General features: G+C 74.5%; 13 protein-coding genes and 1 pseudogene. 6 read left to right on the forward strand and 8 right to left on the reverse strand.

Translation table 11 applies throughout. From position 1 onward, the window contains the following. Positions 1 to 243: 243 nt before the first annotated feature. The gene (gene sepH / locus ACZ518_RS22025) at positions 244 to 1,275 is read left to right on the forward strand and encodes a septation protein SepH (protein ID WP_469114692.1); all 1,032 of its coding nucleotides are present in this window, start codon (positions 244 to 246) and stop codon (positions 1,273 to 1,275) included. Between the two features lie 46 nt (positions 1,276 to 1,321). Here sepH and ACZ518_RS22030 read toward each other — a convergent pair whose 3' ends face one another. Then, on the reverse strand, positions 1,322 to 2,155 hold the full coding sequence (locus ACZ518_RS22030) for a sulfurtransferase (RefSeq protein ID WP_469114693.1): 834 nt from the start codon (positions 2,153 to 2,155) through the stop codon (positions 1,322 to 1,324). A gap of 176 nt (positions 2,156 to 2,331) precedes the next feature. Between ACZ518_RS22030 and ACZ518_RS22035 the strand changes: the two genes are divergently transcribed. Beyond that, a complete protein-coding gene (locus tag ACZ518_RS22035) occupies positions 2,332 to 3,120 on the forward strand; it encodes a VOC family protein (protein ID WP_469114694.1) in 789 nt (262 codons plus the stop codon). Here the strand turns inward: ACZ518_RS22035 and ACZ518_RS22040 are convergent. Together ACZ518_RS22040 and ACZ518_RS22045 are read right to left on the reverse strand one after the other, a co-directional pair. Beyond that, positions 3,117 to 3,896 (reverse strand): SGNH/GDSL hydrolase family protein, encoded by a 780-nt coding sequence (locus ACZ518_RS22040; protein ID WP_469114695.1) that lies wholly within the window; start codon positions 3,894 to 3,896, stop codon positions 3,117 to 3,119. The genes ACZ518_RS22035 and ACZ518_RS22040 overlap by 4 nt on opposite strands. Continuing rightward, positions 3,883 to 4,455, reverse strand: a complete 573-nt coding sequence (locus ACZ518_RS22045; RefSeq protein WP_469114696.1) for a PadR family transcriptional regulator — start codon at positions 4,453 to 4,455, stop codon at positions 3,883 to 3,885. The genes ACZ518_RS22040 and ACZ518_RS22045 overlap by 14 nt, the downstream gene beginning before the upstream one ends. Before the next feature lie 98 nt (positions 4,456 to 4,553). Between ACZ518_RS22045 and ACZ518_RS22050 the strand changes: the two genes are divergently transcribed. The 4 genes from ACZ518_RS22050 to ACZ518_RS22065 all read left to right on the forward strand — a co-directional run bounded on the left by ACZ518_RS22050 (position 4,554) and on the right by ACZ518_RS22065 (position 6,816). Beyond that, positions 4,554 to 4,985: a nuclear transport factor 2 family protein gene (locus ACZ518_RS22050; protein ID WP_469114697.1), complete on the forward strand. Its 432-nt coding sequence runs from the start codon at positions 4,554 to 4,556 to the stop codon at positions 4,983 to 4,985. Between the two features lie 124 nt (positions 4,986 to 5,109). After that, entirely contained in the window at positions 5,110 to 5,526 is a 417-nt protein-coding gene (locus ACZ518_RS22055; RefSeq protein WP_469114698.1) for a hypothetical protein, read from the forward strand. Beyond that, positions 5,523 to 5,855, forward strand: a complete 333-nt coding sequence (locus ACZ518_RS22060; protein WP_469114699.1) for a winged helix-turn-helix domain-containing protein — start codon at positions 5,523 to 5,525, stop codon at positions 5,853 to 5,855. The genes ACZ518_RS22055 and ACZ518_RS22060 overlap by 4 nt, the downstream gene beginning before the upstream one ends. A gap of 214 nt (positions 5,856 to 6,069) precedes the next feature. Next, positions 6,070 to 6,816 carry a VOC family protein gene (locus ACZ518_RS22065; protein ID WP_469114792.1) on the forward strand — a complete coding sequence of 249 codons (747 nt, stop codon included), beginning with the start codon at positions 6,070 to 6,072 and terminating at the stop codon, positions 6,814 to 6,816. A 33-nt stretch (positions 6,817 to 6,849) separates the two neighbouring features. Here ACZ518_RS22065 and ACZ518_RS22070 read toward each other — a convergent pair. From ACZ518_RS22070 to ACZ518_RS22090, 5 genes and pseudogenes are all read right to left on the reverse strand, one after another. Next, a pseudogene (locus ACZ518_RS22070) lies at positions 6,850 to 6,957 on the reverse strand (6-pyruvoyl tetrahydrobiopterin synthase); the annotation flags it as partial. A 143-nt stretch (positions 6,958 to 7,100) separates the two neighbouring features. Continuing rightward, positions 7,101 to 7,751, reverse strand: a complete 651-nt coding sequence (locus ACZ518_RS22075) for a thymidine kinase (protein WP_469114700.1) — start codon at positions 7,749 to 7,751, stop codon at positions 7,101 to 7,103. A 60-nt stretch (positions 7,752 to 7,811) separates the two neighbouring features. Beyond that, positions 7,812 to 9,017 (reverse strand): alkaline phosphatase family protein, encoded by a 1,206-nt coding sequence (locus ACZ518_RS22080; protein ID WP_469114701.1) that lies wholly within the window; start codon positions 9,015 to 9,017, stop codon positions 7,812 to 7,814. Further along, a complete protein-coding gene (locus ACZ518_RS22085) occupies positions 9,017 to 9,613 on the reverse strand; it encodes a DUF5998 family protein (protein ID WP_405978225.1) in 597 nt (198 codons plus the stop codon). Before ACZ518_RS22085 ends, ACZ518_RS22080 begins: the two co-directional genes overlap by 1 nt. Before the next feature lie 47 nt (positions 9,614 to 9,660). After that, entirely contained in the window at positions 9,661 to 12,447 is a 2,787-nt protein-coding gene (locus tag ACZ518_RS22090; RefSeq protein ID WP_469114702.1) for a bifunctional acetate--CoA ligase family protein/GNAT family N-acetyltransferase, read from the reverse strand. Between the last annotated feature and the right edge of the window lie 174 nt (positions 12,448 to 12,621).

Consider the following 12,621-nt stretch of genomic DNA (forward strand, 5'->3'; position numbering starts at 1 on the left):
GGAGAAGCGGCGCTCAAGACCGGTGATGCCGCGGTATCGCACGGGTTCCTGCTGCGCACAGTAACCACTTGGTCACTGTGCGTGCCCAACAGGTAACCGTGCCATAACGTCGATCAAGGGCGCATGCCCGACACGCCGGTTTAACTCGGCAAGGTTGTGGCAGGCTGCACCCGGGCAGGCCACACTCGACTAGCGGAAGCAGCGACGCACGTGACGTCGGCAGGCACCACCCGGGAGGTCCCCATGCCCGAACTGCGTGTCGTGGCCGTCTCGAATGACGGAACACGACTGGTGCTCAAGGCTGCGGACAGCACGGAGTACACGCTTCCGATCGACGAGCGGCTGCGGGCTGCCGTGCGCAATGACCGCGCACGCCTGAACCAGATCGAGATCGAGGTGGAGAGCCACCTCCGCCCCCGCGACATCCAGGCCCGCATACGGGCCGGTGCCTCCGCGGAGGAGGTCGCCCAGCTCGCCGGCATCCCGGTCGACCGGGTACGCCGCTTCGAGGGCCCGGTGCTGGCCGAGCGCGCCTTCATGGCCGAGCGGGCCCGCAAGACCCCCGTACGCCGCCCCGGCGAGAACACCGGACCGCAGCTCGGCGAGGCCGTGCAGGAGCGCCTCACGCTGCGCGGGGCCGACAAGGACTCCGTGCTGTGGGACTCCTGGCGCCGCGACGACGGCACCTGGGAGGTGCTGCTGGTCTACCGGGTGGCGGGCGAACCGCACTCGGCGAGCTGGTCGTACGACCCGCCGCGCCGGCTGGTCGTCGCCGTGGACGACGAGGCCCGCTCCCTGATCGGCGAGGCCGACGACCTGCCCTCCACCCCGGAGCCGAGCTTCCCGTTCGTGCCGAGGATCGCCCGGCTGCCCCGGGACCGGCCGCTGGACCGCGCCCTGGACCGGCAGCTGGAACGGCCCGACAACCGGCCCGCCCCGCCGCCCCCGCCGGAGCCCGAGGAGGAACGGGACACGCTGACCAGCCTGCTGGAGGCGGTCCCGAGCTTCCGGGGCGACCTGGTGGTGCCGGACCGTACGGAGGCTCCCGCCGAGGAGCAGGAGTCCGAGGAACCCCCGGCCGCGGCGGCATCGGCGGGCGCCGGCGCGGCGTACGCGGACGTGCTGATGCCGCGTACGGTGGCGGGCCACCGCGAGCGGCTGACCGGTACCACCGACCGGCAGGCCGAGGCCGACGGGGTGCGGCCCGGGCGCCGGGCGGCCGTGCCCAGCTGGGACGAGATCGTCTTCGGGACCCGGCGCAAGAAGCAGGAGTAGCCCGCGCGGCGGCGCCCCCGAGGGGGCGCCGCCGGCCGCGGACGCGTCAGGGGTTGGGACCGGTGGCCACGGGCCGCTCCGGGTCCGAGGACCACTGCGACCAGCTGCCCGCGTACAGGCTGGCCGGAATCCCGGCCACCTCCAGCGCGAGGACCTCGTGCGCCCCGGAGACCCCGGAGCCGCAGTACACGCCGACCGCCGTGTCCCCCGCGGCGCCGAGCGCCGCGAACCGGGCGCGCAGCTCCCCGGCCGACAGGAACCGGCCGTCCGGGCCGACGTTCTCGGTGGTCGGGGCCGACACCGCGCCCGGGATGTGCCCGCCGACCCGGTCGATCGGCTCGACCTCGCCGCGGTAGCGCTCGCCCGCCCGGGCGTCCAGCAGGAGACCCGTACGGGCCAGCGCGGCCGCGTCGTCGGCCTCCAGCAGCCCGAACGCTCCCGGGTTTGGCTTGAAATCGCCCTCGCGGGGGGTCGGCGCGTCGGTGGTGAGCACGCCGCCCGCCGCCGTCCACGCGGCCAGGCCTCCGTCCAGTACGCGCACGTTCCGGTGACCCGTCCAGCGCAGCAGCCACCAGGCGCGGGCGGCCGCCCAGCCGAGACCGCCGTCGTACACGACCACGGGCGCGTCGGCGCGCACCCCGGCACGGCGCATCGCGGCGCCGAAGTCCTCCGGGTCGGGGAGCGGGTGACGGCCGCCCGTCCCCGGCGGACCTGCCAGTTCGCGGTCCAGGTCGACGTAGACGGCACCGGGGAGGTGCCCCGCTTCGTAGGCGGGGCGCTGGTCGGGGCCGCCCAGCTGCCAGCGGACGTCCAGGAGGGCCGGCGGGCGGGAGCCGGCGAGCTCGCCCCGCAGTTCGGAGGCCGAGAGAATCGCAGTCATGGGCCCATCTTCCTCCCCGCCCTCGAACCCGTGTAACAAGCCCGACATCGACGGGGCGCAGTGATTCGGACATCTCTGTTCCGCGTCCCTCTCACGCGGCCGGTCGGGGCGCACGGGGTGCCGCGGAGTGCAAGCATCTGCGGGGAACAGGGACACGACGGCGGGAGACGGCTGACATGACGGAGGCAGCGGGGGCTTCGCGGCGCACGCCCGGCACACCGTGCTGGGTGAGCCTGATGGTGCACGGCCTGGGGAGCACGGAGGACTTCTACGCCGACCTCTTCGGCTGGGAGTACGAGCCCGGCCCCACCCAGTTCGGCCCGAGCGTCCGGGCCTTCCTCGACGGCCAGGAGGTCGCCGGGATCGGCGAGATGCCGCCGGACCGCCACCTTCCGGTGGCGTGGACCCCGTACTTCGCCACGGACGACGCCGACTGCACCGCAGAGTCCATCCGGTCCTGCGGCGGCACGGTCGCGGTGGGCCCGCTCGACGCGGGGGCGGCGGGGCGGATGGCGATCTGCTCCGACCCGCTGGGCGCGATCTTCGGGATCTGGCAGGCGGACGGGCACCCCGCGGCCCGCCGGACGGGGGCGGCGGGCACCCCGGTGTGGAACGAGCTGCTCACCCAGGAGTCCTCGACGGTCGGCAAGTTCTACGAGCACGTCTTCGGCCACGAGGCCGAACGGCACCCGGACGTCTCGGCCGCCTTCGACTACCTGACGCTGCGCCTGGGCGGCCGTCCGGTCGCCGCGGTCCACGGTGTCGGCCGGTCGCTGCCGCACGACCGCGGGCCGCACTGGATGACGTACTTCGAGGTGGCGGACCCCGACGCGGCCGCCGCCCGGGTGACCGAGCTGGGCGGCCGGCTCGTCACCCCGCCCCGGGAGCGGATCACGGGCCGGCTGGCCGTGGTCGCGGACCCGGAGGGGGCGGTGTTCGCGCTGGTGCGGACGTCCCGGGACTAGGCCGTGTGGAGGGGCAGCAGCTGCGGGCGCTTCGCGGTGCGGCCGTCTCCGGAGGAGGTGCCGCGCAGCCGGCGGCCGAGCCAGGGGCCGAGGAACCCGGCCACCCAGGCCGCCTCGGCGGCGACGGCCCCGACGAGCGCGCGGGGCGGCCGGGGCGGCAGCGGCTCCTTCCAGGCACCGCCGCTGCCGGGCAGCTCCAGGGCCTCGGCCAGGGCGGCGGCGATCCGGGCGTGGCCGAGGGGGCTGGCGTGCAGCCGGTCGGCGGTCCACAGCCGCGGGTCGGTGGCGACGGCCGCCCGGCCGGTCTCGGCGACCACCACCCCGTGGCGGGCGGCCGCGGCACGGATGCGGGTGTTGAGCTCGCTCACGCGCGGGCTCAGCGGCCTGGCCAGGGGGGCGATGCGCGCCACGTCGGGGAAAGTCACGGTGGCCACCCGGGCCCCGGCGCCGGTGAGCGCGGCGAACACCTCCTCCAGCTCCCCGGCCACCTCGGCGGCGTCGAACCGCGGCCGGAGCAGGTCGTTGACCCCGGCGACGACGGTCGCGACGTCCGGCCGCAGCTCCAGGGCGGGCCCGAGCTGTTCGGCGCGGACCTGTCCGGCGAGCCGGCCCCTGACCGCGAGGTTGGCGTACCGCAGCCCGGGGGCGGCGGACGCGAGGTGACCGGCGAGGCGGTCGGCGAAGCCGCGCAGGCCCACCGTGTCGTCGCCGTCCCCCAGACCCTCGGTCTGGCTGTCGCCCAGGGCGACGTAACGCAGGAAGTCAGCCTTCCGCACGGGTGATCCCCTCCCTCTTCCCGAGCACGTCGGCGGTGCGCAGGCACCAGTCCCGGTGGCCCTCCTCGAAGGCCACTCCGCGCAGGCAGGTCAGGTAGCCGCCGATCCGTTCGCCGCGCAGCAGGAACGCGTCCTCGTCCAGCTCGCCGCGCATGTCCCGCAGCAGCCCGCGCAGCGTCTCGATCTTGGCCTCGGCGGCGGCCGCCCGTTCCACGAGCTGCTCGATGACCGGGGCGGTGCCGATGCGGTCGGCGCTCTGGACCTTCACGAGGAGGTCGTCGCGGATCGAGGAGGGCTTGGACGCCGCCCCGGCGAACCGCTCCAGTTCGGCGCGGCCGGTGTCGGTGACCCGGAACAGCCGCTTGTTCGGCCGGGACTCCTGCACCACCTCCCGGCCCGAGACCAGTCCGTCCGCCTCCAGCCGCGCCAGTTCGGCGTAGAGCTGCTGGGGCAGGGCGTGCCAGAAGTTCGCGACGCTGATGTCGAAGGCCTTCGCCAGCTGGTAGCCGCTGTACTCGCCGTCGAGCAGTGCCGCCAGTACCGCGTGCCGCAGGGCCATGGCCACTCCCTCTTCCCTTTCCGTGCCAGCACCGGCACCATACTCAAAAATATGACTACTCGCATTCTTGAGTAATCACCGACAGAAGGAGGGGCCACATGGGGAACGTGGAGACCGCCGAACGCTTCCGCGCCGCCGTGGAGCAGCGCGATCTCGCCGCGCTGGACGACCTGTTCACGGAGGACATCCGGCTCTACAGCCCGGTGAAGTTCAAGCCGTTCGAGGGCAAGGCCGCCGTCCTGGGGCTCTTCGGCGTGCTGCTGCGCACCTTCGAGGACCTCCGCTACCTCGGCCGGCTGGACGGCGATGCCGAGACCACCTCGGGCGGCGGGGAGGCCCCGACGGTGATCCTGCCCTTCCGCGCGCTGGTCGCGGGCAAGCAGATCCACGGCATCGACCAGCTCCAGCTGGACGCGGCGGGCCGGGTGAAGGAGTTCACGGTGATGGTCCGCCCCCAGTCCGCCGTCCAGGCCCTGGGCCAGGCGGTCTTGGCCGGGCTGATCGCCGACGGCCTCGCACCGGAGGTCTGACGGCGGGTCACCACCGCTACGGGGCGGGCCCGCAGCCGTCTCCCGGCAAGTACTTGCTATATTGGCAAGTACTTGCCGGGAGATCGCACAGGGAGTCGCCCGGCCACCACCCGGGGGAACCGTCATGAGCGAACAGGCCGCCGCCGCCGCGGCGTTGAAGGGGGTCGCACGGATCGAGGCGGGCGCACGGCAGCGGAGCCGGTGGCTCACCGGCTACCTGTGGGTCTTCGCTGGCTGGCAGCTCGCCCTCGTCCCCGCCGTACTGCTGTGGCACGGGCGGACGGGCACGCTCGTCAGCACGCTCGCCAACGCGGTCGTGGTGATGGGGCTGTCCGCGTTCACCATGCGGCAGCCGGTGGTCCCCCGGGGCCACGGCCGCCGCCACCTCCGCGCGATCGGCGTGTGGGCCGCCGCGTACGTGCTGTCCCTCGCGCTGGGTCTCACCGTCTTCGCCGACAGCACCGCCTTCGCCGCCGCGGCCGCCCTGCTGTGCGCGCTGCCGCCCGCCGCGGCGGCCTGGCGGGAGGTCCGCGCGGCATGACACCGCCCCCCGGCAGCCCGGCCGACCGGACCCCGCACCCGCGCCACGCGCTCGCCCCGCTGCTCTCCTCGGCCGTGCGCCTGTCGATCGTGGCGGCCCTCGCACCCGTGGAGAAGGCCGAGTTCGGCTACGTACGGGACCTCGTGGAGATCACCGACTCCGCGCTGTCGAAGCAGGTCGCGCGCCTGGAGGAGGCCGGCTGGGTCACGGTCGAGAAGGGGCGGGTCGGGCGCATGCCGCGGACCTGGCTGCTCCTGACCGGGGAGGGCCTGGCCGGCTACCGGCGGCACGTCGCCGCCCTGACCGCCATCGCGGGCCCGCCGCGCTGACCGCGGCGTGTCGCCGTCCGGCCGGCCCCGCCGCGGTACGAGGATGTGGCCGGCGTTTCCGCACCTGACGGAGCGCGCCCAGGCGGCTACGCACCGCCCCGGGGAGCCGCCCACGAGTACTGTGGAAGGGTTTCCGGGGGCGCACCGGCGGATGGGGTTCACCGTGTCGACATCGAGTCACGAAACGTTCGGCGCGCCCTGCTGGGTCAGCCTCATGGCCCGGGACCTCGACGCGGCGAAGGAGTTCTACAGCGCGGTCCTCGGATGGGAATTCGGCCCCGCCCGCCTGGGCGAGGCCTTCGCCGTCGCCTTCGCCTCGGGGGTCCCGGTGGCCGGGATCGGCGCGCTGCCGCCGACGCTCAGCATCCCCGTCGCCTGGACCCCGTACTTCGCCGTGGAAGACGCCGACGTCACCGCGGCGCGCATCAGGGAGCGCAGCGGGACCGTCGCCGTCGGCCCCCTGTCCTTCGGCACCGGCCGGGCCGCGCTCGCCTCCGACCGGGACGGGGCGGTCTTCGGGATCTGGCAGGGCGAGGCCATCCCGGACTGGGGCATGGGCGGCGAAGCGGCGCCGGCCTGGCTGGAGCTGCACACCCGGAACGCCTTCGACTCGGCCATCTTCTACGGCGAGGTCCTGGAGTGGGCCTGCGACCACGCCGGCTGCTGCGAGGTCGCCTACGTGGAGGAGGACGACCGCATCCTGCTCCGCCGCGCGGGCCGGACCGTGGCCCGCCTGCACGGCGGGACGCTCGCGGAGGCTCCCGACCCGCACCTGAGGCCGCGGTGGCGCGTCCACTTCCGGGTTCCCGACCTCGACGCCGCCGTGGAGGCCGCCACCGCCCTCGGCGGCAGTACCGGCCCCACCCCGGACCCCGGCGCCTTCCCCCACGAGCGCACCCTGCGGGACCGCGACGGCGCCCTGTTCAGCATCGTCGGCCCGGCCGCACCCGGCCGCTTCTGACCCGGCCCGGGCGCGGCCCGGGCCGCGATCCCCTCAGCCGGGCCGGTACTCGGCCCAGGTCATGGGCGTCTCGGAGATCCTGACAGCCGTGAGCTCGGGGATCCGTTCCGTCCAGAGGTCGTAGATCCGTACGGCGCGGTTCTCCGCCGAGGCGGGCCCGCTTCGGCAGGCGCCGCCAGCGGTAGATCATCCGGGTTCGTCCTGCCCGTGACTCGGCGAGACCGGCTCATCCGGATGGCGCTGTACGGCGTTCACCGCGACCACGCGGGCACCGGGAAGGACGGTCAGGCGTGGTTGACGGGGAGGACGTCCGGGGAGAGGCTGCCCGCGTGGGCGGACGCGGAGGTCATCAGGCGGCGGTGGTGCCGGCGGCAGAGGACCTCGTAGCCGATCTCCTCCGCCGGGCGGTTCACGTCGCCGACCACCACCTGCGCGCCCTCGACCACCATCTGCCCGCCCACCGTACGGGCGTTGTGCGTGGCGCGGGCCCCGCACCAGCACAGGGCCTCGACCTGGAGCTGCTCGATCCGGTCGGCCAGCTCGATGAGCCGCTGCGAGCCGGGGAAGAGCTTGGTGCGGAAGTCGGTGGTGATGCCGAAGGCGAAGACGTCCATGTGCAGGTCGTCCACGACGCGCGCCAGCTGGTCGATCTGCTCGGGCGCGAGGAACTGGGCCTCGTCGACGATCACGTAGTCCGCCTTGCCGCCCGCCGAGAGCTCCCGCACCAGGTACGCGTAGACGTCCATGACGTCGGTGACCTCGACGGCGTCCGTCACCAGACCCAGGCGCGAGGACAGCTTGCCCTCGCCCGCCCGGTCCTGGCGGGTGAAGATCACGCCCACCAGGCCCCGCGCGGAGCGGTTGTGCGTGATTTGCAGAGCCAGCGTGCTCTTTCCGCAGTCCATCGTTCCGGAGAAGAACACCAGCTCGGGCATAGGAGGTACGGGACCTTTCGGGTCGGGGTGGGAGAGGAGGGCGGGGCGGAGCGGGGCCGGTCAGGTGCGGATTTCGAGCAGCGGGACCAGCTGCTCGGCCGCGGTCATGGATCCGTGCATCCCGGTGAGCGCCGACTCGTTGGGCTCGTTGCGGGAGGCCGTGATCGCGACGTCGGCCTGGGCCGCGGCGATCACGTCGCCGATCCGCCCGAGGACCCGCTCGTCGCACTCCCCCGGCGCCCCGAACCAGCCCAGCTGCAGGGCCTCCTCGCGGCTCGCGACCCAGAAGCGGTCACCGAGCACCTCGCGCCACACGGTCAGTACGTCGGCCTCGGCCCCCGGCACCGCGTACACGTGCCGGGCCCGGCCCTCGCCGCCCAGCAGGGCCACGCCCGCGCCCAGCTCCCAGTCCTCGTCGAAGTCGATCCGGGAGTCCTCGTCGAAGGGCACGTCGACCATGCCGTGGTCGGAGGTGACGTACAGGGCGGTGCGCGGCGGCAGCTGCTCCGCGAGGCGCTGCACGAGCCGGTCGACGTACATGAGCTGGCCGCGCCAGGCGTCGGAGTCCACGCCGTGGCGGTGTCCGGCGCCGTCGAGTTCGCTGAAGTAGGTGTACACGAGCGAGCGCTCGCCGGCCGCGAGCTGGATCGCCGCGAGGTCCATCCGCTCCTCGCCGGTCATCCGGCCGTGGAAGGTGCCGCCGCTGAGCGCGATCTTGGTGAGCGGGGTGGTCTGGAAGTTCGGCGCGGACACCTGCGCGGTGTGCACCCCGGCCGCGTCCGCGAGCTGGAACACCGTCGGGTACGGCTGCCAGGGCTTCGGCGGGGTCCACGGGTGCCAGCGGAGCTGGTTCATCAGCGCGCCGGAGGCCGGGTTGCGCACGGCGTAGCCGGGCAGGCCGTGCCGGGCGGGCGGCAGACCGGTGCCGACGGAGGCCAGGGAGGTGGCGGTGGTCGCCGGGAAGCCGGACGTGATCGGCAGTCCGGTGCCGCCGCGCGAGCTCGCGAGGAGGGAGGTGAGGAACGGGGCCTCGTCCGGGTGGGCCTTGATCTGCTCCCAGCCCATGCCGTCGACCAGGAACACGCAGTTCCGGTCGGCCGGTGCCAGCTCGGTGATCCCGGCGGCGAGGCCGGGGACGCCCTGGCCGGCCGCGAGGGTCGGCAGGAGGTCGGCGAGGGAGCCGGAGCCGTACTGCGGGACCGGGGCGCCCCCGAGGTCGAGCAGTTCCGGCTCGTCCTGCCAGTTCGACGGTACGGAGTACGACATCAGCGGGCGGGACCGGAGGTTGCCGCCGTCGCCTCGCTGAGCGCCTGCGCGAAGACCAGCGCCTGGCGCACCGTCTCGGGGCCGTCGCCGGCCTCGCTGACGCGCAGGCTGAGGTCGTCGGCGGTGGAGTTGCCGGTGTAGCCGTGGTCGGCGTCGCAGTTCTGGTCGCCGCAGGCGGCGGGCTCCAGGTCGATGCGCGAGACCGCGCCCCAGCCGATGGTCAGGACGACCTCGCGGGGCAGCTGGCCGGGGGTGTACGACTCCGGGTTGGCCACGACGCGGCTGAGCACCACGGAGGAGATGCTGGAGAGCTTGACCGACTCGGTGGAGGTGGTCGCGTACGGGGACGGCGAGCCGGCGTCGGCGGCCTGCTCGTCGGTGTGGCTGACGATGAACCGGTTGCCGGTCAGGACCAGCACGGTGACGTGCCGGCGCACCTCGTTGGAGTCGAAGGTGGTCTCCTGGTGGACCAGGTACGACGAGATCGGCTCGCCGCCCACCGCGGCCTCCACCGCCTCGGCCACGAGGGCCGGGTAGTAGCCGCTGCGCTCGATGGCCGCGCGCAGTCCCTGGGTCGTCGTACCGGATTTCGCCATGAGGTCCATCCTAAGGCCCGTACGGGCTCCCCCTGCCTGCCGTGCGCTCAGTAGCTCGGCAGCGTGCGCGGGCCGAGGTCGGTCCGGGCGGGCGGGTGGGCCACGCGGACGGTGGCGCTGAGTACGGAGAGGCCCTCGGTGGCGACGACGACCGGCTCCAGCGAGACCCCGGTCACTTCCGGGTGGTCGTCCACCAGCCGGGACAGCCGCAGCAGCAGCTCCTCCAGGGCGGGGGTGTCGACGGGGTCGCTGCCGCGCCAGCCGAAGAGCAGCGGGGCGGCGCGGATGGAGCGGATCAGGGCGGCGGTGTCCCGGTCGGTGGCGGGGACCAGGCCGTGGGCGGTGTCGCCGAGCAGCTCGGAGGGGACCCCGGCGAGCCCGAAGGAGAGGACAGCTCCGGCGGCGGCGTCGACGGTGGCGCGGACGACGGTGTCCACTCCGCGCGGGGCCATCGTCTGCACCACGGGCTGTAGCTCGGCCGGCTTGCCGAGGGCCTCGGTGAGCTCCTCGTACGAGCGCCTGAGCTCGGCCTCGGTGGTGAGGTCGAGGCGTACGCCGCCCAGGTCGGCGCGGTGGCGCAGGTGCGGGGCGGTGGTCTTGAGGGCGACCGGGTAGCCGAGGACCCGGGCCGCGCGGACGGCGGCGTCGGGGCTGGGGGCGGGGAGGGTGGGCAGCACCCGGATCCCGTAGCGGCCCAGCAGCCCGCGGGCGTCGGGCTCGTCCAGGGTCAGCGCGGCCCCCTCCTCGACGCCCGCCAGCAGAGTGGCGAGCCGGGCGGCGGCGCCCGCCTCGTCGATGTCCTCGTACTCGGGGACCTGTCCGGTCTCGGCGTTGTCCCGGCGCCACCGGGCGTACCGCACGGCTTCGGCGACGGCCTTCACGGCGCGCTCGGCGGCCGGGTAGGCGGGGATCCGGCCGGCCCCGTCGAGGGCGGGCGCGCCGCCGTCGGCCGGTACCTCGGCGGGCGGCGGGGGCGCTGCGGGCGGCGTGTCGCCGGCCGCGGCGGAGAGGGCTTCGACGAGGTCGCCGAGTTCCACGTGGACCACGGCGACGGGCTTGCCGGGGACCTCGGCGACGGCCTCCCGCAGCGCCTGCGCGAGGTCGTCGGCGAGCTCGCGGTCGCTCACGGACGGGATGGCGGTGACGACGACGGCGTCGCAGTCGTCGGAGGCGAGTGCGGCGCGCAGGGCGGTGCGGAAGTCGGCAGGGCCGGCGGCGGTCGTCAGGTCCAGCGGGGGCAGCGGGCGCAGCCCCTCGGTCAGGCAGGCGTCGTAGGTGAGGACGCCGAGGGACTCGGAGTTGCCGAGGATCGCCACCCTGGGGCCGGCCGGCAGCGGCTGCCCGGCCAGCAGCCGGCCGACGTCGACCAGCTCGGTGACGGTGTCGACGCGGATGACGCCGGCCTGGCGGAGCAGCTCGGAGACCGTGGCCTCGGGGAGCCGGGTGCCGGGGACGACGTGTCCGGCGGGGGTGTGGCGGCCGCCCAGGGCGACGACGACGGGCTTGGCGGCGACCGTGCGGCGGGCGAGGCGGGTGAACTTGCGCGGGTTGCCGAGGGTTTCCAGGTACATCAGGGCGACGTCGGTGGCCTCGTCCTCGTACCAGTACTGGAGGATGTCGTTGCCGGAGACGTCGGCCCGGTTCCCGGCCGAGACGAAGGACGACAGTCCCTCGCCGCGCCGCAGCAGGGCGGACAGCAGGGCGATGCCGATCGCTCCGGACTGGGTGAACAGGCCGATCCGGCCGCGCGCGGAGGCGGGGGCCGGGGCGAGGCAGGCGTTCAGCTCCACCTCCGGGGCGGTGTTGATCACCCCGAAGGCGTTGGGCCCGATGAGCCGCATCCCGTACGAGCGGACCTGCCGCACCAGTTCGCGCTGGCGGGCGAGTCCGGCCGGGCCGCTCTCGCCGTATCCGGCGGACAGGACCACCAGCCCCTGCACCCCGTGCTCGCCGCAGGCGGCCACGGCGTCCGGGACCCGGTCCGCGGGGACGGCGATCACGGCGAGGTCGACGGGGGCGCCGATGTCGGCGAGGCCGCGGTAGGCCCGTACGCCTTCGAGGAGGTCGCCCTCCATGCCGGGGGCGCGGGCCTCGTTGACGGCGTAGAGGTGTCCTCGGAAGCCTCCGTCGCGCAGGTTGCGCAGGACGGTGGCGCCCACGCCGGCTCCGGAGCGGCTGGCGCCGATCACGGCGACAGAGCCGGGGGCGAGGAGGCGCTGCACGGAACGGGCCTCGGCGCGCTGTTCGCGGGCGCGCTGGACGGCGAGGGACTCGGCGGTGGGTTCGAGGTCGAGGGTGAGGTGGACGGAGCCGTCCTCGAAGCTGCGCTTCTGCTGGTAGCCGACGTCCGTGAACACCTTGATCATCTTGGTGTTGGCGGGCAGCACCTCGGCCGCGAACCTGCGGATCCCGCGTTCCCGGGCCACCGCGCCGATGTGCTCCAGGAGGGCGGAGGCGACCCCGCGGCCCTGGTGGGCGTCCTGGACGAGGAAGGCGACCTCGGCCTCGTCGGCGGGGGCGGAGGCGGGCCGTCCGTCGGGGCCGATGCGGTCGAAGCGGACCGTGCCGATGAACTCCCCGCCGATGGTCGCGGCGAGGCCGACCCGGTCGACGTAGTCGTGGTGCGTGAAGCGGCGGACGTCGCGGTCGGAGAGGCGGGGGTAGGGCGCGAAGAAGCGGTAGTACTTCGACTCGTCCGAGACCTGTTCGTAGAAGCTGACCAGGCGGCCCGCGTCCTCGGTGGTGATGGGGCGGATCCGGGCGGTGCCGCCGTCGCGCAGCACGACGTCCGCTTCCCAGTGGGCCGGGTACGAGGGGTCCGACGCGGTGGTCATGGGGCCACCTTAAGGGGCGGTCCGGCCAGGTGTGCGGGTGCGGTGGGCGGCCCGCTGGGCGAGCGCGCGGCGAATGCGGCGCACCGGTGCGAACCAGTGCAAGCTGGGGAGGGTCGAACGGCGGTGGATGCGGGCCGAAGGTCGGTCCGAGCATTCCGGGCGGCGTGAGAGACT

The sequence above is a fragment of the Streptomyces sp. NPDC033966 genome (assembly GCF_055575955.1).